Source organism: Pseudomonas sp. GL-R-26 (assembly GCF_019947365.1).
In the GTDB taxonomy this organism is placed as follows: domain Bacteria; phylum Pseudomonadota; class Gammaproteobacteria; order Pseudomonadales; family Pseudomonadaceae; genus Aquipseudomonas.
On the sequence record NZ_JAGYGI010000018.1, the window covers coordinates 1 to 20,939 of the forward strand.

The window sequence follows — 20,939 nt, forward strand, 5'->3', positions numbered from 1 at the left end:
CTTGATGCGTCTAGGGCTCAACGAAGCTCGTGCTTGTCACTCAGCATTCAACGGTCGAGGCCCTTGGTGGAATTCGGGAGCACCCCATATGAATCAGGCGCTGCCGAAGAAACTCTGGGATCGACTCGGGCTGGTCTCAATACTGGACACGATAACCCGGCTTAACCGCTTAACCTGAACCGCCGTATACGGAACCGTACGTACGGTGGTGTGAGAGGACGGCGGATGTAAATCCGCCTCCTACTCGATTTCTGATTTCCGGGATTGCCCCGGGGCGGCCCTTCCAGGCGATGAAAGGCTGATGGGCCCATCTCTTTGCGCTAGAGGGCGTCGACGATCAAGCCAAAGGGTCTGCTTCGGCGGCCTCTGTGAGCAACGTGAGTGCATCGCTATAAGCGCTCAACTCAGCGCGGATGCAACGAACGCGACTGTCGGAAAGCAATACTCCGCGAAGGTGCAGTATGTGGCCGTTCACGTGCTTCCTGTACGTGCTGTACTCGGCTATTACTGAGTGAGGCATTGATACGGCTTCAACTACCTCGTATGACTCATTAAAAACCACTGCAACCAGTTCGTCGAAGTCGTTTTTTTCCAAATTACGTATGACGCCTAGCTGTCTGGATTTGTTGTTGGGGTTTACCCGACGCGCTTTTATTTGGATCTTTTTGCCAGATTCAGATTCTGCGTCGTGACCTGCTGCTGAGTTATTGGCGAGCTTCAAACCTAGAGCTGAAGCAACCAACCACTCGGCGTAGTCGCCGGTGGGGTTGTTCATGGTTCTCAAGATTCCTCGATTTTTAAGCTCGCCTATCACATCAGACTGGAGCTTGAGCAAATCTTTGGTTTGCAAGTTGGTGAGATTCATTCTTGAGTGTCCTTTAACTTAGGGCCGGTAAAGCCTTCGCTGTAGTGATTGATCACTTTTGACCCTTCACTGCCAGCTTCTGCTGCAGCTTACGGGAAGCTCTGGACACTGATAAGCCGGTAGTACCGTGCTACGGAAAACACCAGCAGCCCGCGCACCCTGACCTCACATGCTTGCAGGGTGGCGCGAGACTGGACTGGCGAGATCGATGCGATGGGGCGTCGACGCTGGAAAGGTCTTTGGCGCACGGAGGGGAAAGACTCTCGCATCTATTCAGGTTGCCTCGACAGACACCACTAGGCGTTTGCCCAAGGCGGCCAAAGCCTTCTCGATGGCTTCCATCTTCGAGGTGTGCAGAAAGTCGACCAGTCGATCACCCTGGGTCTGAGCCAGGCCGAGAAGACGACACAAGTCGGCCTTGCGCATATCCCGCACCATCATCTCGTTCCACAGAACGATCTTGGCCACGGTGACCGCAGGCAGCCGCACCACGTGCTCCCCGTCCCGAGGTGCAGACGCTGCCGGTATTGCTCGGCGCTCATCTACGTAGATAGACAATGTTGTTTCGATGGCGTCCACCGCTTCTCTCAGAGCATGCGCTACATCGTCGCCATAGCTGTTCAGCTCTGGTAGGTCGCGGCAGAACACGGCCAGACCTGGTGTGTTGTCTTCCTCAAAGCGGATTGCATAGTCGTACATGGTCACTCCTCGGAGGTGATCGTCCAGCGTTCAGATGTGGTGAAGGGGCTCTCAGAGCCCCAGTTGTTTAATGATCGCCTTGCGGGTCGGTTCTGGCATTTCCTTGCTGCCGTGATCCGCGAAGGTGGTCTTGTTGCCGTTGGGGGCGGTGACTTTGAAGTGGCTTCCTTTGCCTGCTTCGAAGGTCACCCCTTGGGCCTTCAACCATCGCCTGAACTCGCTGAACTTCATCACCTCGCCTCGTTGTTTGGATGAGTCCAGTTTACCACGTTTTTGTGGTAATACAACAAATTTGTGGTGTTAGTGTTTCTTGCCCTTTTGAGCTTGTTTTCGGCTCGCTCAAAGAGGGCCTCATTCAGGCCTCTGCATTCGCGGGGGCCTTTTCGTATCTGGCACCCATGCCCCCGTCTTTGCTCCGAGCGGATGAGGAAGGCATGGAGCGCCGGACCAATCACACCGCCGAGATACCGAGGCGCCATGAGATATCAATCTATGTCCGAGCCCGGCCCACTCACTGCCGCTGGCGGTATCGCACTGTACAAGCTGGGGGCGTTCGGCTTCGTCGCTGTCTTGGCTGCCGTCGTCGTCATGGCGATGACTTTGCCCAAGACCGTGCGCGAGTTCGTCGTCGCAATGATCAGTACGTCGGTATCCAGCATCTGCGGCGGCGCCTTCGTCGTCCGGTGGCTGGGCCTTGGCTCATGGGCGAACGACGACGTCGGGGTGATCGCCCTGGGCGGCATCATCTTTGTGTGCGGTCTGCCTGCATGGGTGTTGGTGCGCGCCTGGTTCAAGTGGGCCGAGAAGCGCCGCGACAAGGATCTGGCCGAGTTGGCTACAGACCTTGCCGACCTGCGCAAGACGGTCACCGACGCAGTACATCCGCAACAGAATTCGTAAGGGGACACTCATGCAACTGATCGACAACTGGAAACAAGCACTGAGCCTGACCAGCGTTCAGGCGGGCGGCGCCATTGCTGCCTTGGGTATCGCTGAACAGCTGATGCCGTCCCTTCAGGCCGTGCTGCCGCCGGTGGCCTATGGCGTGTTGGGCCTCCTGGTGATGGTTGCCCGGGTGATTCTGCAGCCTAAGCTGAGCAAGTAGGACGCGACACGTTTCGCGAATCAGTCAATTGTGTCGCGACATTGAAGTGAGCATGGTGACCACTATGGCCACTGCTTAAAACGAGGGTCGTATGAGGACCCTCGCCCTGTAGCGGTATTACTTACGGCGCTTATCTGTTTCGTGCGCTACGCCTTTAAAAGGCGTCCCGTCGGACTTTACGTCGATGAAGCGACCAGTATTGGTGTCTCGCTTCACAAACGTATCGTTCTGCGGGTTGTGCGTTTGGGTTCTATCTTTCACCGACCCAATGCGGTGTCCATCGCCCGTGTTGGTAGCCATGAGCATACCTCCCCAGTTATGCCACGGCACCGGCTGCCGCCACCCTGCGCACCCCTCGTGCGACAGAGTTGATCTGGGGCTTGGATATGGCAATTCAATCTCAAATTGAAATCACTATGTTTCCAGATATTTCCAAGGATTTCGCTTTTATCTCAACCCCTTGATAAAGAAGATGTTACGAGGCGAGTATGTCTGGACTGAAGGTTTTGAACTTTCAGCGTGAGGGTTGGCGAGATGCCGTCAGCACGCTGCGCAAGATAGCCAATGATCTTGAGGCGGGTGAGCGAGAAGCCTGCTCGGTCGGCGTGATTAGCATGCGCTCAGAGAGTGGTCGCATTGACGTGTTCGGATTTGGCCCGATGGCCGATGACATGCAGTCGCTTTCACTGTTCAGGCTTGGCGAACAGAAGCTGATTGAAATCATCCTGGAAGACGCAGAAGGGTAGGTGTGCCGCAGGTGAGTGCGGCACGGATGGGTCACTTAACTTTCAGTGCTGCCTGGATCTGATCGGCGTACGCGCTCAGGCTGTTCATCTCTCCCTCCAGTATTCCTCCATTGGTGGGCGCGTTCGACACTTTAGCCTGGATCAGTGTCAGTGCAGCCGCTACGGCGGCCTCGCGCTGAGCCTCCGCCGTACCCTCGCTCATGCCAGTGTGTCTACGCAGATTTTTAAAGTGTTCGGACATGTTGCTTTCCTTGCTGATGAGTTGATCCCTACCAATACCGGCTACTTGCCATTATTTCAAGCTCAGGGTGAAACATGAACCGGCCAATGCCGCCTGCCTCGATCGCTGATCTGTCCGACTTCGGCATCCGTCTGATGCCAGCGCCCGATGTGTGGGAGTGGTTGAGCGCCGAGATCCTCTTCGACACCGGCAGCATTCATAACGAAGACCACGCCCACCTGATCGACGCTGACATTCGCGTGATGTGGGCATCTGCTGCATTCAGCAAAAAGGGGCGAACGGTGGTTGGCCAGGCCGAGCAAGTGGCGTTCCGTGCGGGTGGCTGGCAGAAGGCCCGGATGGAGCAGCAGATGATGGATTGGTTTGGCGATGTGCCGACCTACATCATCACCCTGGCAGCAGATTACTGCGCTCAGTGCTCCGACGCTGACTTCTGCGCCCTGGTCGAACATGAGCTGTACCACATCGCCCAGGCGAAGGATCAGTACGGCGCCCCCAAGTTCACGCAGGAAGGATTGCCCAAGCTTGAGATGCGCGGCCATGACGTCGAGGAGTTCGTCGGTGTGGTTCGCCGCTACGGTGCGAGCCCTGACGTGCAGGAGTTGGTAGAGGCTGCGAACAAGCCTGCCGAGGTGGGGAAATTGAACATATCGAGGGCCTGCGGAACCTGTCTGCTCAAGTCGGCCTGACTTTGACAGTACTTTGACGGATGCCCACTTATGGCCGCACTCAGAGACGAGGTGAAAGCCTTTGTAGTACAGGCGCTCGCCTGCTTTGACACGCCGTCGCAAGTGGTGGTGTCCGTCAAAGAGAGATTTGGCCTTGATGTCACTCGCCAGCAGTGCGAAGCATACGACCCAACCAAGTACGTCGGGCGCAACCTGCATGTGAAGTGGCAGACCTTGTTTCACGACACCCGTCAGCGCTTTCGCGAAGAGACGGCGGAGATCCCGATCGCCAATCGTGCGTATCGGCTCCGCACCTTGGGCCGCATGGCCGAGAAGGCCGAGAACATGAAGAACATGGCGCTCACTGCCCAGTTACTCGAGCAAGCCGCCAAAGAAGTCGGTGACGTATACGTGAATCGTCGCCTTGAACCTGAGAAACCTCTGGGCTCCCAGGCGGACCAGCAGCACGCAGTTGCAGAGTACACGCTGGAGCCAGACGAGAATGTCCCGACTACCCCGCACCTTTGACCCGCCGGTAAAACTGACGCCCAAGCAGGCGAACATTTACTGCTGGGGATTCCAACCTGAGGCCCGCTTCCGTGATGCGGTGTGTGGCCGCCGGTTCGGCAAGACGTTCCTGGGCAAGGCCGAGATGCGCCGCGCCGCTCGCCTTGCTGCGGAGTGGGGCGTGAGCGTCGAGGATGAGATCTGGTACGGTGCACCCACCTTCAAACAGGCCAAGCGCGTGTTCTGGCGGCGCCTGAAACAGGCCATCCCTGAGGCGTGGCGTGCACACCGCCCGAACGAGACGGAATGCTCAATCACCCTCAGGTCCGGCCACGTCATGCGCGTGGTGGGGCTCGACAACTATGACAACCTGCGGGGCTCCGGCCTGTTCTTCGTCCTGGTGGATGAATGGGCAGACTGCCCGTGGGCGGCGTGGGAAGAAGTGCTGCGGCCGATGCTATCGACTTGTCAGTACCAGATTCCAGGCGTTGGTATGCGCAAGGGCGGACATGCTCTGCGCATTGGCACTCCGAAGGGCTTCAACCACTGCTACGACACTTATCTAGACGGCAAACCAGGCGGCGAGCCGGACCACAAGAGCTGGCAGTACACCTCGTTACAAGGCGGCAACGTTCCTCCTGAAGAGCTGGAGGCAGCCCGCAGGAAGATGGATCCACGCACCTTCCGGCAAGAGTATGAGGCTGGCTTCGAGAACTACGCGGGTGTCGTCTACTACACGTTCAATCGCGACGAGTGCCGAACCAGCGAGCGAATCAAGCCGGGCGAGGCGTTGCACATCGGCATGGACTTCAACGTCATGAAGATGGCGGCCGTCGTCTATGTCGTGCGTAACGATCTGCCGATGGCCCTGGACGAGTTTCACGGTGTTCGGGACACGCCTGAGATGATCGAGAAGATTCAGACACGGTTCCCAGGTCACTCGGTGGCGGTCTATCCCGACGCCAGCGGGCAGAACACCAGCAGCAAAAACGCGAGCGAGTCCGACTTGTCTCTGCTGAAAAAAGCAAAGTTCACGGTGATCGTCGACTCCACAAACCCTGGCGTGAAAGACCGAGTGAACTCGGTGAACGCCATGTTCCTGAACGCCTACGGCGAGCGACGACTGAAGGTCAACATTGACCAGTGCCCTCAGCTCACCTTGTGCCTGGAGCGACAGACCTACACCGACAAGGGCGAGCCGGACAAGGATCCGAAAAAGGGTCACGACCACATGAACGACGCGGCCGGCTACTTCATCGCCAAGCGTTATCCGATCAAAGCGATCGTCACCTCTATTAAAATGGGATACGCCCGATGAGCAACGACGTCTCCTTCAAGCGGGCGGAATACACGGCAGTTTTGGACCGCTGGGCAACCGTTCGCGACGTCTGCGCCGGTCAGCACCGGGTTGTCGACCGACTGCCGTACATCAACTCTCACGACAAGTCGCCTGAGAACGTAGACCGGAACAAGGCCTATCGCGAGCGGGCGGTATTCAAGAACGCCACCGGACACACACGTAACGGATTGATGGGCTTGGCCTTCCACAAAGACCCGACACTTACGGTGCCGAAGAAGTTGGAATACCTGCAGGACAACGCTAACGGTTCCGGGGTGAGTATTTACCAGCACTCACAAGGCACGCTTGAGAAGGTGCTTGAGGCTGGTCGGCACGGTCTGTACGTCGACTATCACCAAGACAATGGTGTCGGCGGGCACTCGGTGATCCTTTCCTACTGCGCCGAGGACATCATCAACTGGCGCACGGGCATGGTTAACGGACACAGCGTGCTGACCCTGGTGGTGTTGCGCGAATCGCCTGAGATCCCTGAAGGCTTCGGGTTCAAGACTGTTGAGCAATACCGGGAATTGGCTCTGGAGGATGACGGTTTCGTTTGTCGCGTTTGGCGCCGGTCTGGGCCGAAAGGTGGCGGGCCACTGGCGGTCACCAAAGAGTTCAGGCCGGAAGGAGTCACCGGGCGTCTCAAGGAGATACCGTTCACCTTCGTCGGCGCACAGAACAACGATCCAAGCATCGACGAGTCTCCGCTCTACGACATCGCCATGATCAACATGGGCCATTACCGGAACAGTGCCGACTATGAAGACAGCGTCTTCTGGTGCGGGCAGGCTCAGCCATTTATCTCCGGGCTTGATGAGGCTTGGCGCGATCATCTTGAGAAAAACGGCATTTACGTTGGATCGCGTGCGCCGATGCTACTACCTGCTGGAGGGGCCCTTGGGTACGCCCAGCCTGCGCCAAACACGCTGGTCAAAGAGGCCATGGGCGACAAGAACCAAATGATGATCGAGCTGGGCGCCCGGATGGTGGTTGCGTCACTTGCGACTAAGACTGCCACAGAGTCGCGCGGTGATCAGTCAGCCTCGACATCGGTGCTGGCTGGGTGCGTGGCGAACATCAGCGAGGCCTACACCAGGGCAATCATGTGGTGCTGCGCCTACATGGGCATCGTCGACAAGAAGGTCGCCTACCAGGTCAATCAAGAGTTCGTCGAGCTGACGGCAGATCCGCAGATGATCACGGCCTTGGTGGGTTTGTGGCAGAACGGCGGCTTTGCGAAAGCGGACCTTCGAGCGTACCTACGCAAGCTTGGGCTGATTGCACCAGAGCGCACCGACCAACAGATCGACGGCGAGCTGGAAGAGCAGAGCGATGGCCTGGGCCTGGATGATGAGGTAACACCAAATGGCGGCAAACCAAGCAATCCTTGACGCCACGATCCGGCATGCGGTCTTCCTCGAAAAGCTGAAGGCGGGGGAGGTGGGCAAGTTCGCCCCCTTCCTGAAGGAGATCGACCGTTCGATCCGCGACCGGCTCACCCAATCGGACCTGACCGAGTACAACGTCAAGCGCCTGGAAGCGCTGCTGAAGGAGGTCGACGGTCTGCTGCTGGGCATCTTCGACCGCTTCAGTACGCAACTGAACCTCGACCTAATCGACATCGCCAACTACGAGGCTGAATTCGAAGCGACCAGCCTCGCGAGATCGGCGCCGGTCGGAGTTTCACTCGATGTGGTGGCGCCCACGGCAACCGCCATCAGAGCGGCGGTGCTGATGAATCCGCTCAGCGTGCGCGGTACCGGTGGCGGGAGGCTACTGAAGTCGTTCATCAAGGGTTGGACCGGTGCTGAGCGCGACCGGGTCACCGGCACGATTCGGCAAGGCTTCTTCGAAGGGCAAACGAACTTCCAGATCATCCGTAATATCCGTGGAACCAAGGCTGCGGGCTACAAGGACGGCATCCTCGCCACCACCAACCGCAACGCGAGCACGGTCGTACACACCGCGATACAGCATGTGTCGTCTCAGGCGCGCATGGAGGTGGCCAAGGCCAACACGGACATCGTGTCCGAGATCGAGATGGTTGCCACGCTGGACAGCAAGACCAGTCAGCAATGCCGATCAATGGATAAGCGACGTTTCCCGGTCGATTCCGGGCCGCGCCCACCGTTCCATCCGAACTGTCGAACCACATTTATCTTGCTGACCAAACTGAGCGAGATGTTCTCCAAGGGTGCTACTCGGGCATCTGTGGGGGCTGACGGAGCAGGGCAAGTCAGTGCAAACCTCGACTATTACCACTGGCTTCAGCAGCAGCCAGCTTCATTCCAGGACGTGGCGATAGGGCCGATGCGGGCAAAGCTGTTTCGCGAGGGAGGCCTGAGCATCGAGCGCTTCGCAGAACTGCAGCTTGATCGCAATTTCGCTCCGCTTACGTTGGCGCAAATGAAAGGTCTTGAGCCTCTGGCTTTCGAGCGTTCCGGTATCTGAGTCATAAACATTTTTGACGCTGCCTGTCCAGTGCGCTTAGGGCTTCGTAATAAGCGGAGTGCCATTTTCCAAATGAGTCGCCGATTGTTCCTAATGCGGCGTCCTCATCGAACTTATGCATTGAAGCGAGCGAGCCAGCACGTACAGAGTTGGAAATCATCATCGATCTGAGACCAAGTTCCGGCGGTGCATACGCGGACATCACGATACCCGCCTTCATTAGCGGTCCTGCGTTTTCCGCCAGTTCCTGCTTCGTAGATGTTTTTGCGAAAATCGAATAATTGACCATGTCGCCCATCGCGGAAAGAAAGTTCTCGCCTTTTTCCCTAAGTAATTTTTCCTGCATATCTATTCGCTGAACACATGCAGTTTTCTGGCTCAGTGATGCTGTTTGGTAGCTGGTCAGCCATGTGAATGTGCTTGAGGCAAACACCCCAACCAAGGTGCACACAACAGGGAAGATTATGCTGAATTTATTAGTGTTAGCAGATTCGCTCATTGGATTCCTATCCGACCAGTCTTCTGTACTTCGACAATCATGAGCACAGATTCTAATTAAATGCGCCCGCGATTAGCGGGCTTTTTTGTGCCTGCAAAGCGGGCAACACATACCCAAGGGGTACATCAACGTGGCAGACGAAAACGAAATCGACCTGGAAAACCCGGCAATCAAGGTCGCTATCGCGACTGCCGTTGAAGCATCCGTCTCGGGCCTGAAAACCAAGAACACGGAGCTGCTGGGCAAGCTGAAAGACGCTACCGGTAAGCTGACCCAGTTCGAAACTCAGTTTGAGGGCATAGACATCGACGCCGTCAAAGGGCTGCTGAGTCGGGCCGGCCAAGACGAAGAAACCAAGCTGCTGACAGAGGGCAAGGTGGACGAAGTCTTCAACCGGCGCACGGAACGTTTGCGCGCCGACACCGACAAGCAATTGAAGGCCATCACCGTGCGCGCCGAGAAGGCTGAAGCCTTTGCAGCCAAGTTCCAGGGCAAAGTCCTGGGCGACTCGGTGCGCGGCGCAGCACTGAAAGCCGGCGCTCTGCCCGAAGCAACCGACGACATCATCCTGCGCGCCAAGGGCGTGTTCTCACTGAATGACGAGGGCGAAGCCGTCGCCGTCGATGAGTCTGGCCAGACCATCCTCGGCAAAGACGGCAAAACCCCACTGACTCCGCTCGAATGGGCGGAATCACTGCGCGAAAGCGCGCCTCACCTGTGGCCAAGGGCTTCAGGGACACAAGCCCCGGGCGGGGGTGGCGGCCAGGCTGCATTTAAACGCTCCGAAATGACCTCCGAGCAAAAGCGCGATTTCCAGCGCAAGCACGGCCAAACCGCATACCTCGCATTGCCCAAGTAAGGGGACTCACTCATGGCTACAACCGTAAACAGCGACCTGATCATCTACAACGATGAGGCGCAAACCGCATACCTGGAGCGTGTCCAGGACAACCTCGATGTGTTCAACGCCTCGTCCAACGGCGCGATCGTTCTCGACAACGAACTGATCGAAGGCGACTTCCGCAAGCGTTCGTTCTACAAGATCGGCGGCTCGCTGGAGCACCGCGACGTCAATTCCGTCGGCAAGGTGACCGCCAAGAAGATCGGCGCGGGCGAGGCGGTGGGCGTCAAGGCCCCGTGGAAGTACGGCCCGTACCAAACCACTGAAGAGGCGTTCAAGCGTCGCGGTCGTCCGGTCGAAGAGTTCTCCCAGATCATCGGCGCCGATGTGGCCGACGCTACCCTGGAAGGCTTTATCCAGTACGCCACCGCTGCATTGCGTGCCGCCATCAGTTCCAACGCCGGCATGGTGGTCACCGCCAACATCGAAACCGACGGCAAGAAGACCCTGACCCGTGGCATGCGCAAGTTCGGCGACAAGTTCGGCCGCATTGCCTTGTGGGTCATGCACTCCAGCGCTTACTTCGACATCGTCGATGAGGCCATTGCCAGCAAGGTCTACGAAGAAGCCGGCGTCGTGATCTACGGCGGTCTGCCGGGCACCCTGGGCAAACCAGTGCTGGTGACCGACACCGCTCCGGCGGACGTGATCTTCGGCCTGCTGCCGAACGCTGTGGTAATCACCGAGTCCCAGGCCCCAGGCTTCCGCTCGTACAACGTGGACGACGAAGAAAACCTCGGTATCGGCTACCGCGCCGAGGGCACCGTCAACATCGACGTGCTGGGTTACAGCTGGAAGGACGCCGTCGGCGGCGCAAACCCGACGCTGGCCGCCGTTGGTTCGGCTGCCAACTGGGTCAAGCACTCCGACAGCAATAAGGTCACCGCCGGCGTGATGATCACCCTGACGACCACGCCTTAAGGCTCACCCCTGACGGCGGCCAGAAATGGCCGCCACGGAGATTTCCATGGAACTCATCTATTCCACTCAAAGCTCCGGCTTTGACCCAGATAAGCGTTATCGCAACCCGGAGCACTTCGACCGCCCAGAAGCTGGCGTGACTGGTGTTGTCGTTGTCGGCGAATGGCCGAAGGTGGTTGAAGCGTACGAGCGTGTCGGCGTCGAAGTGACGGCGATAGAGGCTGAGCCGCGCCAGGTGCTGGTTGTTGAAACTGGCGATAACACGGCCGAACTGGAAGCACTGGTCGGAAAGTTGCGCATCGAAAGCGATACCGTCCGGGCTGTGATCGACGGGCTCGACGCTGGCGAAATTGAAAAGCCAGAAGTCGGCGAACTCGCAATTCGCCTGTTTCATGCGCTCGACGGCATCCGCCTGCAAATGGCTGAACTGTCTGATGCGCGCGATGATCTCGCAGCGGAAAACCAGACGCTGCGCAACGAACTTGAGGGGTTGAAGACGGGCGAGGGCGCGGAAGTCGAAGCCATGAAGGCTAAACTCGACGCGGCCAGCGTGCCTTACCGGGCCAACGCCTCGAAAGAATCCTTGGAAAAGCTCGTCGCTGATCTGCCCAAGGCGTGATACTGCTGGCTGTCGGTAACCCCGGCGGCCAATCATTCAAAATTCAATCCAGCGAGTCGATCCATGACACTCATCATCGAGGACGGCACCGGCAAGCCAGACGCCGAAAGTTACGCGAGCGCCGAGGACCTGGTCATGTACGCCCTGAAGTTCGGCGTGGTCATTCCTGCCGATGCTGTCGCGCAAGAAGCACTGCTTCGCCGGGCCGCCTTGGCGATGGATGGGATGACCTGGAAGGGGCGCAAGACCAGCAGCGAGCAGGCCCTGTCTTGGCCGCGCCGTGGCGTCGAGCTGGACTACGAGATCAAGCCCGACAACTATCTGCCAGCGCGGATCCAGTATGGCCAGATGGCCTTGGCCGCCGAGATTCATCAGGACGACATCGACCCTATCGAAAAACGCAAAGGCGCAGTGACGTTGGAGCGTGTTGAAGGGGCGGTGACTCGCGAGTACGCAACGATTCCGAACACAAGCGGCCGGCTGCTGCCAGCGGCACCGGATCGACCGAGCGCCACGCAGTTTGCTGATTATCTGCAGCGGCGCGGGTTGTTTGCTGTCCGTGCTTAGAGTACGTTTCGAACTTCAATAGAATGGAGTTCTAAAATGGCAGATTTTTCGCCAAGACTTGAAGCATGGACGCGGTATAGCCAGGAAGCTTTAGGGGCAATTATTATCGCAAAAAGCGACTTGAGCCCGGCAGCAGCAGCACTCGAAGCCGCTGATTATGCGGATCGGATGTTGGATATTTGGCTGCAGAAAGCTGGTTTTTTAAAGCAGCAAAAACCGAACCCTGATCGAGAGTAATTGAGTTCATGCCCAGCCGCTGCGCTGGGCTTTTCACATCTGGAGCCCACACTATGGCCTTTTACGACGAAATGGCCGTGATGGCTCTGGAGATGATCACAGAGTTTGGCCAGCCCGTGACCATCCGGATGATCACTGTTGGCGAGTACGACCCGGACACTGGTACCGCACCGCCTGACACCATCACCGAGCAGACCGCCCAAGGCATACTGCTCGACTTCACCGGCCAAGAATTCCAGAACAACAGCCTCGTCAAGCAGGGCGACAAGAAGCTTAAGGTCGCCGCGCAGGGGCTGGAGTGGACGCCAGATCTGCTCAACAAGGTCATCGTTCAGGGTCGCACGTGGTCAATCGTTCCGCCGCTGAAAGAGATCAACCCGGCCGGCACACCGATACTGTACGAGCTGCAGGTGCGGTCATGAGTCGCGCCGGCGCCGGCCAGTCCGGCAGCTTCGCACTGAGCCTTGCTGAGTTCGCAGCCCAGGCTACGGAAGCCATCGATGCAAGCTTGCGCGAGATCATCATCGAGGTCGGTAGCAGCGTTATCCGGATGTCACCGGTGGGCAACCCTGAGATATGGGCGCAGAACACTGTGGCCCGTCAGTACAACAAGGCCGTAGACGATCACAACAGCGATTTGCGCAGCGACCCGGCCAATCTGACGAAGGCGGGGCGGTTGAAGCCCGGACGCAAGCTGAACGACGGCATGGACATCTCCGCGCCGAGTGGCTACGTCGGCGGCCGGTTCCGCGGGAACTGGATGTTCAGCATCGGCGCACCGGATAGCACCACGACCGAAGAGGTAGACCCAAGTGGAGCCAAATCAACGGCGAGAATCGTTGCCGGTGCGATTGAGTTCAAAGCAGGCGACACCTGCTACATCACCAACAGCCTTGGTTATGCGATTCCGCTGGAGTTCGGGCATTCGACCCAAGCACCCGGCGGCATGGTCCGCATCACCGTGGCCCGCTTCCAGCAGATCGTGCAGGAGGCCATTAGGAACAACCAGGTATGAGCCACAACATCATCGCGTCGATCTTCGAAACCAAGCTGATCAACTGGGCGAAGGCTTTGCCGGTACCGCTGAAGGTCGTAGTCGAGAATGAGGCATATACGCCCGTCGACGGCGCCACCTACCTGAAGGCGTTCACGCTACCAGCCGACACCGCAAGCAACACGCTCGGCGGCGACCACAAGCTGTACACCGGCTTATTTCAGGTCAGCATCGTGACGCCTTCGGGCAAGTACCGCGGCGCGGCCGGCGCGCTGGCTGATCAGATTGCCGCACTGTTCCCGCTGTACGAGCGCAACACGAAGGGTGCGCTGACCGTCGTGACCATGACGCCGGTTGACCCTGGACCAGGCATTTCTGACGACACCACCTTTGCGGTGCCTGTCTCGTTCATGTACCGCGCCGACACCAACTAATTCGCCCGTTGGGCAACCCGGAACCCGCCATTGAGCGGGTTTTGTCATTTCTGCAAAGAGGAAAAACCAATGGGCTACAAACTCCCCAACGGCGCAACCATCCAGCACGGTGCAACCTACGCCGCCGAGCTGCCATTCACTGCGATGTCCAATGCCACAGAAGCAGTTGCCACGGTGGTAGGCAGCACATTGGCAGCAGGTGACGTCGTCTTGGTCACTGCTGGCTGGAGCCGCCTGAACAACCGTGTAGTGCGAGTCAAAGCGGCCACTGCAACGGCGACCACTCTCGAAGGCATCGATACGTCCGACATCCAGGTCTATCCGGCTGGCGGTGGTGTTGGCACTCTGAAGAAGGTCCTCACCTGGGTGCAGATCCCGCAAGTGACTGACGTCGCGTTCTCCGGTGGAGAGCAAAACTACCTGGACGTGGTTTTCCTCGAAGACGACCAAGGCAAGCAAATCCCGACTGATAAATCTGCTGCGAGCATGGCGCTGACCATTGCCGATGATCCGGCCCAGGCTTTCAACGCTGTGCTGCTCGCAGCAGATGCGGGCAAGAAGATCCAGGCTGCACGGATGAACCTTCCAGGTACCGATACCGTTCTCTACGGCGCGTACACCTCGTTCTCGAAGCAGCCGGCGGTATCGCGCAACAACCTGCTGACCCGCACCGTCAACCTAGCGTTGCAGGCTGAACCCACCCGCTACCTGTCGTAAGGAATTCTCATGGCAAAGTTTTCCATCGCACCGAAGCCGACGTTTACCGTCGATGTGCCCATTCCGCAGGTAGGTGGCAACCCGGCAATGGTTCCGTTCACGTTCAAGTATCGCGACCGCACTGCTTTGGCTGAGCTCTTCGACAGTTGGAAGCAGAAGGCAAATGACCTCGGCGAGCGTTTCAAAGGGATAGAGCCAACGCTTGTTGAAATCACCGCAGCCGAAGTCGAGCAAGGCGTCGACCAGATCAAGGATCTCGTTGTGTCTTGGGGCTTTGGTGACAAACTCAGTGACGACTCGATCACTGCCCTGGTGAAGAGTTGTGTTGGCGTGTCGGATGCTGTCGTGAAGGCCTATAGCGAAGCGTTCGGCAAGGCCCGCCTGGGAAACTGACCGACGTCGCACGCGCGCTGTACGAGCAGACCACTGATTCCGATGTCCTTTCGGTGTTCGGGCTTTCTCCGGCGGATATCGATGACTCCATTGAAGTCTGGCCGGATAACTGGCCGTCCTTCCTCGTCATGGATTCGATGGGGACCCAGTGGCGTACCGGCGCATGCGGCGCAACCGGCCTCGATTACGGCGTTCTGCCCAATGTGATGAAGCTCGTCGGCATCCCGGCGAAGGATCGCCCCGGCGTGTTTCAGGACATTCGCGTCATGGAGTCGGAAGCCATCGCGGTTATGGCTGAAGCCCGTGACAACAGCCCGTGAAAACGGGCACATATTCAAGGTGAGTCGATGAACATTGCAGAACTCGGCATCAAGGTCGATTCGGCTGATGCCGCCAACGCTGCGACCGATCTCGACAAGCTGACCAAGGCCGGTGATCGTGCTGAGCAGTCCGCCGTCGGCCTGATGAACGAAATGCAGGCGCTGGAGAAGTCGCTGTCAAAAGGCGCGACCACCACGCAGGAGCTGGCCAAGCAGCGCGAGAACCTGGCGAAGCTGACCAAGACCGGCGCCTATGGCGAGGTTGAGTTCACCAAGATCTCCGCGCAACTCGACAAGCAGCAGGCAGCGCTGGCCAAGTCCACGCTGGACGAACAGAAGGCCCTGAACAGCCTACTGGGGGCAATCGATCCGGCCCGGGCGTCGATGGCCAAGCTGGACAGCCAGGTCGAGCAACTGGGTAAGCACCTGGATGCTGGTCGCATCAGCCAGGACCAGTACAACTCCGCGCTGAGCAAGATTGATAAGGATTACGCCAAGCTTGAAAAAACGGCGACCGGCTTCGACAAGCTGAAGCTGGGTACCCGCCAGGCGCAGGAAAACGTTATTCAGTTGGGGAATGCCCTGTCGTCGGGTGACTGGGGTAGCGGTGTTCGTGCGGTCGCTCAGTTGGGCGCCGGTGCAGGCGAGGGGGCTGCTGGGTTGCTCGCCATTCTTGGGCCGCTCGCGCTGTCCACCGCCGCCGTTGGTGTGCTCGCATATGCCTATTACAAAGGCAGCGAAGAGCAGAACAGCTACAACAAGTCGCTGATCCTGACCGGCAATTACGCCGGTGTAAGTGCTGGGCAACTGGGGGAGATGGCGCGGCAAGTGGGCGCTACTGTCGGCACGACCGGGCAGGCTGCTGAGGTTCTAGCTCTTCTGGCTGGCAATGGGAAGATTGCCGGCGAGAGCTTTACCGGAATCACCCAGGCCGCAGTGTCCATGCAGGAAGCGACCGGCAAGGCTGTCAGCGAAACGGTTGCCGAGTTCTCCAAACTGGCAGACGACCCGGTTAAGGCGTCCGCTGCGCTCAATGAGCAGTACCACTACCTGACGGCCTCGGTTTACTCGCAGATCACAGCACTGGAAGAGCAGGGCGATCACGCTGGCGCGGTGAAGCTTGCGACAGAACAATATGCCGACGCCATCAACGAGCGCACGCCGAAGATCCTCGAAAACTTGAGCTTCTGGGAAAAGGGTTACAACGCTGTCGCACGCGCCGCGGACAACCTGAAGAATATCGGGCGCCGAGACATAAACTCGGAAATCGAGACAGCGCAAAACGATCTCCGTGATGCAGAGAATATGGACGGCTTATTTCAAATCCAAAAGTCCAAGGATGCCCTGATCGAGTTCAGGCGCAATCGGTTGAGCATGCTGGAGGATGAAAAGGCCGCCCAGGCTGACATCGCCAAATGGGAAGGGGAGCAGGCGAAAGCCCAAGGTGACGCCGTCTCGTCGATGGCAAAGGTTGATGCACTGGCCAAGTCTTCATGGACGAATGAGCAGAAGCGCACTGAGGCGATCAAGGAGTACAAGCAGCAGCTCGAAGACATTCGCAAGGTCGCGCCGAACGATCCGCGCCTGAATCAAGCGGCGATCGACAAGAACCTGGCGAACATCAACGATAAGTTCAAGGATCCGAAAGCAGCCGGTTCGCAGGTCGATCTAACCGGCTTCAACAGTGCCAAGAACAACCTGGCCGACATCGTCACCGACTACAAAAACGCCCAGAAGGAACTGGACGCGGCGCAGAAGGCCGGTCTGGTGTCCCAGGAGGACTATGCTGCGCGAAGTGCCGCGCTGATCAAGCAGGAAAGCGCGGATGTGGCCGCAGCCTTCGAGGCCGAGATATCCGCCCTCGAAGCAGCCAAGGCCAAGAAGACCACCACGGCCGCCCAAGGCATCCAACTGGACCAGAAAATCGCCGATGCACGTCAGGCGATGGTCAAGGCTCAGAAGGATGCTGATTCAGAGCTGGCTGTGCTAGCACTGAAGGAAAAGGAGCGCACCGACAAGCAGACTCTGGCGGTCAACACCTACACCAGCGCCTTGCAGCAGCAGGTCGACACGCTTCGGCAGCAGGGATTGCGGGCGGCATCAGGCCTTGGCCAAGGTGATCGCCAGCGCGGGCTGACGGATCAGCAGAACGGCATCGATGATCGATTTAACCAGCAGCGTCTCGAGCTGGCCAACCAGTATGGCGATGGCTCGCGCGGCATGAGCCTCGACGAGTACACGCAGAAACTGGCAGCACTGAAAGCCACACAGCAGGATCTGCACGACACCGTGCAGGCCAATTACGACGACATGACCACCGCCCAAGGCGACTGGAGCGCTGGCGCATCGTCGGCGTGGCAGAACTACTTGGAGTCGGCGCGCGACGTTGCAGGCCAGACGAAGAGCCTGTTCACCAACGCTTTCAGCGGAATGGAGGACGCAGTCGCGAACTTCGCCATATCAGGCAAGTTTGCGTTTTCCGACTTCACCAAGTCGATCTTGGCCGACATGGCGCGCATTGCGACAAGGCAGGCGGCTTCCGGGCTCCTTTCGAGTCTTGCTGGCGCTGCCGCCAGTGCTTACTTCGGCAGCGGTAGCGGCGCAGCAGCGTCGGCCGGCTCGACCCAAGCCGGCTATACGGGGAGCGATTTCTCGAGTTGGGTTTCTGGGCAAAGAGCCACGGGTGGACCGGTCATGGCGAACTCGCTGTATGAGGTCAACGAGTTGGGGCCTGAGCTTTACAACGAGGGCGGCCGGTCATTCCTAATGACTGGGGAGAATGGCGGCAGCGTCACGCCGCTGACCAGTGCCGGAGGGGCGGGCATTCAAGCCATGAGCGGTGGTGGCGGGGCCACACAAATCAGCGTGCAAGTGAGTGTCGCCAGCGACGGCAGCACCAGCGCAACGTCCAGCGATCCGTCGTATCAGCAGTTCGGCAAAGAGCTTGGCGACTTCGTAGAGCAGAAGTATCGACAGCTGCTGCGCAAGGATCTTGGTCAGGGCGGCAGCATTACCAGAGCAATCAAAGGGTGACGATTTATGGCGCTTGAGCGATTCACCTGGCAGATCGAAAAAGGGGCCGAGGGCGACATCAGTCAGCGGGTGCGCTCCAAACAATTCGGCGACGGCTACAGCCAATCGGTGTCGGACGGCATCAACAACAAATCGCAGTCCTGGCCGTTCAGCTACACCGGCAAGGCCGTCACGATCAAACAGATCATCGCCTTCCTCGACCGCCACGCGGGGGCGAAAGCCTTCCTGTGGACGCCGCCACTCGGCGAGCTCGGCCTCTATAAATGCACGGGCTACAAGCCTGCGCACAGGGGCGGTGACGTTTACGCCCTGACCGGCACTCTCGAACAAACCTTTCAACCATAAGGAACTGCCGCATGGCATTGATAACGGACATCCAGAAACTGGAGCCCGGTGGTGAGGTGCGGCTCTTTGAAATCGACGGCACCGAGTACGGCGCCGACGTGCTGCGCTTCCATGGTCACGCAATCCCGCACACGCCCGCCGAGCTGCTGGCCTACGAGGGCTCAGTCGACGAACTGCCAGCGAAGTCGATCTGGTGGCAGGGCAACGAGTACGCGGCCTGGCCGGTGCAGATTGAAGGCATTGGCGCGGACAGTAACGGCAGCGCAACGCGGCCAGTGTTCAGCGCTGGCAACGTAAACGGCCGCATAACGGCGCTGTGCCTGGCCTTCGACGACCTGTTGAAGTTTCAGCTGACAGTCCGCGAAACCATGGCCCAGTACCTGGACGCGGCGAACTTCCCGAATGGCAACCCGACTGCTGACCCCACACAAGAGGCGCTGGAGATCTGGTACATCGACCAGAAAACCGGCGAGGACGGCGAGGTTGTGCAGTGGGAGCTTTCATCCCCGGGCGAGATCGACAATCACGGGCTGCCCGGTCGCCAGATGACCACCTTTTGTCACTGGGCCATGACTGGCGGATATCGCGGGCCGAACTGCGGCTACACCGGTGGCGCGCTGTTCGACGATGACGACAACCCGACCGACGACCCGAGCAAGGACGAGTGCAAGGGTGGGCTCAAGTCCTGCAAATTGCGCTTCGGCGACAACAACCAACTTCCACACGGCGGTTTCCCCGCTGTTTCCCTGATCGCCCGGAGCTGACCATGCGCAAGCACATCCTGCTGGCGGTCCAGGCGCACGCGGCCGCCGAGTACCCGAAAGAGTGCTGCGGTCTGCTGTTGGCGCTTGGGCGTAAGCAGCAATACTTCCCGTGCAGGAACATTGCAGCCGATCCAGGCGAAGAGTTCCGGATCGATCCGGAGGACTACGCCGCAGCGGAAGATTTGGGCGAGGTGATCGGCATCGTTCACTCGCACCCTGACGCCACCAGTCGACCATCACCGCATGACTTGGCCATGTGCGAGGCCACCGAGTTGCCCTGGCACATTCTGAGCTGGCCGGAAGGCGATCTGCGCAGCATCACCCCGGCCGGCAACACGTCGTTGCTCAATCGCCCATTTGTACACGGCGCATGGGACTGCTGGCAGGTGTGCGCCGACTGGTACAAGCGCGAGTTGGGGCTGGAATTCGAGGCCTTCAAGCGTGAGGACGGCTGGTGGGAAAGTGCGGACGCAGTGAGCCTGTACGAAGCGAACTACGAGGCGGCCGGCTTTGTCCGTGTCGACCATCCGCAGCGCGGCGACATGATTGTCATGGCGGTAGGTCGCACGGCGCACCCGAACCATGCCGGAATTTTCCTCGGCGCCGATCCGGTATTGCCCGGTGAAGACTCGGACACCTTCGGCCTAGGCCCATTCCTCTTGCACCACCTGTATGGGCGACCATCAGAGGTGATCGTCTTCGGTGGGCCTTGGCTCGACCGGACACGCCTGATCCTCAGGCACAAAAATGCACAACAAATCACATGATGCGGCAGTGCCGCGGAGGTGTTTATGGATGTTCGTTCTGTGAGCGTTGATCAGAAAGCGATTAACGCTGAGGACATTCCAGTCTCCAGGGCGATGGTCGAAGTTGGATTGGCTGTTCTGGAAGAGGCTGGACAATGGCCGATATCAAGGTCTACGGTCGAAAGAGCTTTTCAGGAGATGTACCTTTGCGGATTTCTAGAATCTGAGCGCGGGTTCTCAGGCCTTTGATGATTTCTCCGTTCAGAGATATTGCCTGCAAAATTTTCATGAGCTTGAGGCAGTGATCTCTAAGCTCGCTTATGTTGAGTGTTGCATTCGATTTTTTTGAATTCTTCGGCTTAATCAGGTCGGTTAACGATGCTGTCGGACCTTCATTCAGTCCCCATTGCCAATGAACAATTTTATGCCTCAACGTACTGATAGCATCGAACGATTTGAGCGTGTGCAAAAGATCGTCTACGGCTTGTTGATCGCTGATTACCGAATTGGCTATTTGTCCTTGAACGTACCTGATCATCCCAGCCATCGAGATATTGGCTTCGACTGAAAGCCTTTGGGCTTCCGAAACTGGCATTCTGAGAAAGAAGGCAAATAGTTCAGAAAGCTGCCATTCGACTGCAGAGTAATTGACGATGAACTGCCCCATCGCGTGAAGGTGTTCGTCTGAGGGACCAACATTGTATTGGCGTGACCAATCGATAGAGAAAGGCTCTCTTGGCTTAAAGTCTTCGTTGCTCACATCGACCTCCAGGTCATATCCGCGCCGAAATTGGCGCAATCCCAGTCCTTGGGCTTGCAGGCAAA

Annotated in this window: 30 protein-coding genes and 1 pseudogene; 24 read left to right on the forward strand and 7 right to left on the reverse strand. The window is 58.3% G+C overall.

What is annotated here, in order from left to right; all coding sequences use genetic code 11:
• Positions 1-178: pseudogene (locus KGA96_RS18945) on the forward strand (group II intron reverse transcriptase/maturase); the annotation flags it as partial.
• Positions 179-337: 159 nt separating this feature from the next.
• Here the strand turns inward: KGA96_RS18945 and KGA96_RS18950 are convergent.
• The 3 genes from KGA96_RS18950 to KGA96_RS18960 all read right to left on the reverse strand — a co-directional run bounded on the left by KGA96_RS18950 (position 338) and on the right by KGA96_RS18960 (position 1,795).
• Positions 338-865, reverse strand: coding sequence for a DUF6998 domain-containing protein (locus KGA96_RS18950; RefSeq protein ID WP_223514240.1), 528 nt, complete (start codon positions 863-865; stop codon positions 338-340).
• Positions 866-1,138: 273 nt separating this feature from the next.
• A complete protein-coding gene (locus tag KGA96_RS18955) occupies positions 1,139-1,564 on the reverse strand; it encodes a type II toxin-antitoxin system HicB family antitoxin (RefSeq protein ID WP_223514242.1) in 426 nt (141 codons plus the stop codon).
• A gap of 51 nt (positions 1,565-1,615) precedes the next feature.
• Positions 1,616-1,795, reverse strand: coding sequence for a type II toxin-antitoxin system HicA family toxin (locus KGA96_RS18960; RefSeq protein WP_072458260.1), 180 nt, complete (start codon positions 1,793-1,795; stop codon positions 1,616-1,618).
• Positions 1,796-2,041: 246 nt separating this feature from the next.
• On the opposite strand from KGA96_RS18960, the gene KGA96_RS18965 reads away from it, so the two are divergent.
• Together KGA96_RS18965 and KGA96_RS18970 are read left to right on the forward strand one after the other, a co-directional pair.
• The gene (locus KGA96_RS18965) at positions 2,042-2,464 is read left to right on the forward strand and encodes a hypothetical protein (RefSeq protein WP_223514245.1); all 423 of its coding nucleotides are present in this window, start codon (positions 2,042-2,044) and stop codon (positions 2,462-2,464) included.
• A gap of 10 nt (positions 2,465-2,474) precedes the next feature.
• The gene (locus KGA96_RS18970; protein WP_223514251.1) at positions 2,475-2,669 is read left to right on the forward strand and encodes a hypothetical protein; all 195 of its coding nucleotides are present in this window, start codon (positions 2,475-2,477) and stop codon (positions 2,667-2,669) included.
• A gap of 117 nt (positions 2,670-2,786) precedes the next feature.
• On the opposite strand, the gene KGA96_RS18975 is transcribed toward KGA96_RS18970, so the two are convergent.
• Positions 2,787-2,969 carry a hypothetical protein gene (locus KGA96_RS18975; protein WP_223514253.1) on the reverse strand — a complete coding sequence of 61 codons (183 nt, stop codon included), beginning with the start codon at positions 2,967-2,969 and terminating at the stop codon, positions 2,787-2,789.
• Positions 2,970-3,157: 188 nt separating this feature from the next.
• On the opposite strand from KGA96_RS18975, the gene KGA96_RS18980 reads away from it, so the two are divergent.
• A complete protein-coding gene (locus tag KGA96_RS18980; protein ID WP_223514256.1) occupies positions 3,158-3,415 on the forward strand; it encodes a hypothetical protein in 258 nt (85 codons plus the stop codon).
• A gap of 31 nt (positions 3,416-3,446) precedes the next feature.
• Here the strand turns inward: KGA96_RS18980 and KGA96_RS18985 are convergent, their stop codons facing one another.
• The gene (locus KGA96_RS18985) at positions 3,447-3,656 is read right to left on the reverse strand and encodes a hypothetical protein (protein WP_223514258.1); all 210 of its coding nucleotides are present in this window, start codon (positions 3,654-3,656) and stop codon (positions 3,447-3,449) included.
• 74 nt (positions 3,657-3,730) lie between these two features.
• On the opposite strand from KGA96_RS18985, the gene KGA96_RS18990 reads away from it, so the two are divergent.
• Genes KGA96_RS18990 through KGA96_RS19010 form a run of 5 tightly spaced genes read left to right on the forward strand, consistent with a single transcriptional unit; the run spans position 3,731 to position 8,624 of the window.
• Complete coding sequence (locus tag KGA96_RS18990) at positions 3,731-4,345, forward strand: putative metallopeptidase (protein WP_223514261.1); 615 nt, start codon at positions 3,731-3,733, stop codon at positions 4,343-4,345.
• A 30-nt stretch (positions 4,346-4,375) separates the two neighbouring features.
• Positions 4,376-4,852: a DUF2280 domain-containing protein gene (locus KGA96_RS18995; RefSeq protein ID WP_223514264.1), complete on the forward strand. Its 477-nt coding sequence runs from the start codon at positions 4,376-4,378 to the stop codon at positions 4,850-4,852.
• Positions 4,827-6,149 (forward strand): terminase, encoded by a 1,323-nt coding sequence (locus KGA96_RS19000; RefSeq protein ID WP_223514265.1) that lies wholly within the window; start codon positions 4,827-4,829, stop codon positions 6,147-6,149. Before KGA96_RS18995 ends, KGA96_RS19000 begins: the two co-directional genes overlap by 26 nt.
• Positions 6,146-7,564, forward strand: coding sequence for a DUF4055 domain-containing protein (locus tag KGA96_RS19005; protein ID WP_223514267.1), 1,419 nt, complete (start codon positions 6,146-6,148; stop codon positions 7,562-7,564). Before KGA96_RS19000 ends, KGA96_RS19005 begins: the two co-directional genes overlap by 4 nt.
• Positions 7,539-8,624 carry a minor capsid protein gene (locus KGA96_RS19010; RefSeq protein ID WP_223514269.1) on the forward strand — a complete coding sequence of 362 codons (1,086 nt, stop codon included), beginning with the start codon at positions 7,539-7,541 and terminating at the stop codon, positions 8,622-8,624. The genes KGA96_RS19005 and KGA96_RS19010 overlap by 26 nt, the downstream gene beginning before the upstream one ends.
• A 1-nt stretch (position 8,625) precedes the next feature.
• On the opposite strand, the gene KGA96_RS19015 is transcribed toward KGA96_RS19010, so the two are convergent.
• A complete protein-coding gene (locus tag KGA96_RS19015) occupies positions 8,626-9,123 on the reverse strand; it encodes a hypothetical protein (RefSeq protein WP_223514270.1) in 498 nt (165 codons plus the stop codon).
• A gap of 130 nt (positions 9,124-9,253) precedes the next feature.
• Here KGA96_RS19015 and KGA96_RS19020 point away from each other — a divergent pair, with 130 nt between their 5' ends.
• The 15 genes from KGA96_RS19020 to KGA96_RS19090 all read left to right on the forward strand — a co-directional run bounded on the left by KGA96_RS19020 (position 9,254) and on the right by KGA96_RS19090 (position 20,135).
• Positions 9,254-9,982, forward strand: a complete 729-nt coding sequence (locus KGA96_RS19020; RefSeq protein WP_223514272.1) for a hypothetical protein — start codon at positions 9,254-9,256, stop codon at positions 9,980-9,982.
• Between the two features lie 12 nt (positions 9,983-9,994).
• Positions 9,995-10,945, forward strand: a complete 951-nt coding sequence (locus KGA96_RS19025) for a major capsid protein (protein ID WP_223514273.1) — start codon at positions 9,995-9,997, stop codon at positions 10,943-10,945.
• A 46-nt stretch (positions 10,946-10,991) separates the two neighbouring features.
• On the forward strand, positions 10,992-11,564 hold the full coding sequence (locus tag KGA96_RS19030; RefSeq protein ID WP_223514275.1) for a hypothetical protein: 573 nt from the start codon (positions 10,992-10,994) through the stop codon (positions 11,562-11,564).
• Positions 11,565-11,627: 63 nt separating this feature from the next.
• Positions 11,628-12,131 (forward strand): DnaT-like ssDNA-binding protein, encoded by a 504-nt coding sequence (locus KGA96_RS19035; RefSeq protein ID WP_223514278.1) that lies wholly within the window; start codon positions 11,628-11,630, stop codon positions 12,129-12,131.
• A gap of 36 nt (positions 12,132-12,167) precedes the next feature.
• Positions 12,168-12,368 carry a hypothetical protein gene (locus tag KGA96_RS19040; RefSeq protein WP_223514280.1) on the forward strand — a complete coding sequence of 67 codons (201 nt, stop codon included), beginning with the start codon at positions 12,168-12,170 and terminating at the stop codon, positions 12,366-12,368.
• A 53-nt stretch (positions 12,369-12,421) separates the two neighbouring features.
• Positions 12,422-12,790, forward strand: a complete 369-nt coding sequence (locus KGA96_RS19045) for a hypothetical protein (RefSeq protein WP_223514283.1) — start codon at positions 12,422-12,424, stop codon at positions 12,788-12,790.
• Complete coding sequence (locus KGA96_RS19050; RefSeq protein WP_223514286.1) at positions 12,787-13,383, forward strand: hypothetical protein; 597 nt, start codon at positions 12,787-12,789, stop codon at positions 13,381-13,383. Before KGA96_RS19045 ends, KGA96_RS19050 begins: the two co-directional genes overlap by 4 nt.
• Positions 13,380-13,796 (forward strand): phage tail terminator-like protein, encoded by a 417-nt coding sequence (locus KGA96_RS19055; protein ID WP_223514299.1) that lies wholly within the window; start codon positions 13,380-13,382, stop codon positions 13,794-13,796. Before KGA96_RS19050 ends, KGA96_RS19055 begins: the two co-directional genes overlap by 4 nt.
• 69 nt (positions 13,797-13,865) lie before the next feature.
• Positions 13,866-14,513, forward strand: a complete 648-nt coding sequence (locus KGA96_RS19060; RefSeq protein WP_223514301.1) for a phage tail protein — start codon at positions 13,866-13,868, stop codon at positions 14,511-14,513.
• 9 nt (positions 14,514-14,522) lie between these two features.
• Complete coding sequence (locus tag KGA96_RS19065; protein ID WP_223514303.1) at positions 14,523-14,906, forward strand: phage tail assembly chaperone; 384 nt, start codon at positions 14,523-14,525, stop codon at positions 14,904-14,906.
• 53 nt (positions 14,907-14,959) lie between these two features.
• The gene (locus KGA96_RS19070) at positions 14,960-15,226 is read left to right on the forward strand and encodes a DUF1799 domain-containing protein (protein ID WP_223514305.1); all 267 of its coding nucleotides are present in this window, start codon (positions 14,960-14,962) and stop codon (positions 15,224-15,226) included.
• Positions 15,227-15,253: 27 nt separating this feature from the next.
• Positions 15,254-18,259 carry a phage tail tape measure protein gene (locus tag KGA96_RS19075; RefSeq protein WP_223514307.1) on the forward strand — a complete coding sequence of 1,002 codons (3,006 nt, stop codon included), beginning with the start codon at positions 15,254-15,256 and terminating at the stop codon, positions 18,257-18,259.
• A 6-nt stretch (positions 18,260-18,265) separates the two neighbouring features.
• On the forward strand, positions 18,266-18,604 hold the full coding sequence (locus tag KGA96_RS19080) for a phage tail protein (RefSeq protein ID WP_223514309.1): 339 nt from the start codon (positions 18,266-18,268) through the stop codon (positions 18,602-18,604).
• Positions 18,605-18,615: 11 nt separating this feature from the next.
• Entirely contained in the window at positions 18,616-19,368 is a 753-nt protein-coding gene (locus KGA96_RS19085) for a phage minor tail protein L (RefSeq protein ID WP_223514310.1), read from the forward strand.
• Between the two features lie 2 nt (positions 19,369-19,370).
• Positions 19,371-20,135 (forward strand): C40 family peptidase, encoded by a 765-nt coding sequence (locus KGA96_RS19090; protein WP_223514312.1) that lies wholly within the window; start codon positions 19,371-19,373, stop codon positions 20,133-20,135.
• Positions 20,136-20,286: 151 nt separating this feature from the next.
• Here KGA96_RS19090 and KGA96_RS19095 read toward each other — a convergent pair whose 3' ends face one another.
• The gene (locus KGA96_RS19095; protein ID WP_223514315.1) at positions 20,287-20,874 is read right to left on the reverse strand and encodes a hypothetical protein; all 588 of its coding nucleotides are present in this window, start codon (positions 20,872-20,874) and stop codon (positions 20,287-20,289) included.
• Between the last annotated feature and the right edge of the window lie 65 nt (positions 20,875-20,939).

Coding starts and splice junctions, on each gene's coding strand:
- KGA96_RS18995 (WP_223514264.1), top strand. CDS start 4,376: ATGGCCGCACTCAGAGACGAGGTGAAAGCCTTTGTAGTACAGGCGCTC.
- KGA96_RS18955 (WP_223514242.1), bottom strand. CDS start 1,564: ATGTACGACTATGCAATCCGCTTTGAGGAAGACAACACACCAGGTCTG.
- KGA96_RS19010 (WP_223514269.1), top strand. CDS start 7,539: ATGGCGGCAAACCAAGCAATCCTTGACGCCACGATCCGGCATGCGGTC.
- KGA96_RS18990 (WP_223514261.1), top strand. CDS start 3,731: ATGAACCGGCCAATGCCGCCTGCCTCGATCGCTGATCTGTCCGACTTC.
- KGA96_RS18950 (WP_223514240.1), bottom strand. CDS start 865: ATGAATCTCACCAACTTGCAAACCAAAGATTTGCTCAAGCTCCAGTCT.
- KGA96_RS19085 (WP_223514310.1), top strand. CDS start 18,616: ATGGCATTGATAACGGACATCCAGAAACTGGAGCCCGGTGGTGAGGTG.
- KGA96_RS19065 (WP_223514303.1), top strand. CDS start 14,523: ATGGCAAAGTTTTCCATCGCACCGAAGCCGACGTTTACCGTCGATGTG.
- KGA96_RS19080 (WP_223514309.1), top strand. CDS start 18,266: ATGGCGCTTGAGCGATTCACCTGGCAGATCGAAAAAGGGGCCGAGGGC.
- KGA96_RS18975 (WP_223514253.1), bottom strand. CDS start 2,969: ATGGCTACCAACACGGGCGATGGACACCGCATTGGGTCGGTGAAAGAT.
- KGA96_RS19025 (WP_223514273.1), top strand. CDS start 9,995: ATGGCTACAACCGTAAACAGCGACCTGATCATCTACAACGATGAGGCG.
- KGA96_RS18970 (WP_223514251.1), top strand. CDS start 2,475: ATGCAACTGATCGACAACTGGAAACAAGCACTGAGCCTGACCAGCGTT.
- KGA96_RS18965 (WP_223514245.1), top strand. CDS start 2,042: ATGAGATATCAATCTATGTCCGAGCCCGGCCCACTCACTGCCGCTGGC.
- KGA96_RS19040 (WP_223514280.1), top strand. CDS start 12,168: ATGGCAGATTTTTCGCCAAGACTTGAAGCATGGACGCGGTATAGCCAG.
- KGA96_RS19045 (WP_223514283.1), top strand. CDS start 12,422: ATGGCCTTTTACGACGAAATGGCCGTGATGGCTCTGGAGATGATCACA.
- KGA96_RS19035 (WP_223514278.1), top strand. CDS start 11,628: ATGACACTCATCATCGAGGACGGCACCGGCAAGCCAGACGCCGAAAGT.
- KGA96_RS19075 (WP_223514307.1), top strand. CDS start 15,254: ATGAACATTGCAGAACTCGGCATCAAGGTCGATTCGGCTGATGCCGCC.
- KGA96_RS19050 (WP_223514286.1), top strand. CDS start 12,787: ATGAGTCGCGCCGGCGCCGGCCAGTCCGGCAGCTTCGCACTGAGCCTT.
- KGA96_RS18985 (WP_223514258.1), bottom strand. CDS start 3,656: ATGTCCGAACACTTTAAAAATCTGCGTAGACACACTGGCATGAGCGAG.
- KGA96_RS19060 (WP_223514301.1), top strand. CDS start 13,866: ATGGGCTACAAACTCCCCAACGGCGCAACCATCCAGCACGGTGCAACC.
- KGA96_RS19015 (WP_223514270.1), bottom strand. CDS start 9,123: ATGAGCGAATCTGCTAACACTAATAAATTCAGCATAATCTTCCCTGTT.
- KGA96_RS19090 (WP_223514312.1), top strand. CDS start 19,371: ATGCGCAAGCACATCCTGCTGGCGGTCCAGGCGCACGCGGCCGCCGAG.
- KGA96_RS18980 (WP_223514256.1), top strand. CDS start 3,158: ATGTCTGGACTGAAGGTTTTGAACTTTCAGCGTGAGGGTTGGCGAGAT.
- KGA96_RS19000 (WP_223514265.1), top strand. CDS start 4,827: ATGTCCCGACTACCCCGCACCTTTGACCCGCCGGTAAAACTGACGCCC.
- KGA96_RS19005 (WP_223514267.1), top strand. CDS start 6,146: ATGAGCAACGACGTCTCCTTCAAGCGGGCGGAATACACGGCAGTTTTG.
- KGA96_RS18960 (WP_072458260.1), bottom strand. CDS start 1,795: ATGAAGTTCAGCGAGTTCAGGCGATGGTTGAAGGCCCAAGGGGTGACC.
- KGA96_RS19055 (WP_223514299.1), top strand. CDS start 13,380: ATGAGCCACAACATCATCGCGTCGATCTTCGAAACCAAGCTGATCAAC.
- KGA96_RS19030 (WP_223514275.1), top strand. CDS start 10,992: ATGGAACTCATCTATTCCACTCAAAGCTCCGGCTTTGACCCAGATAAG.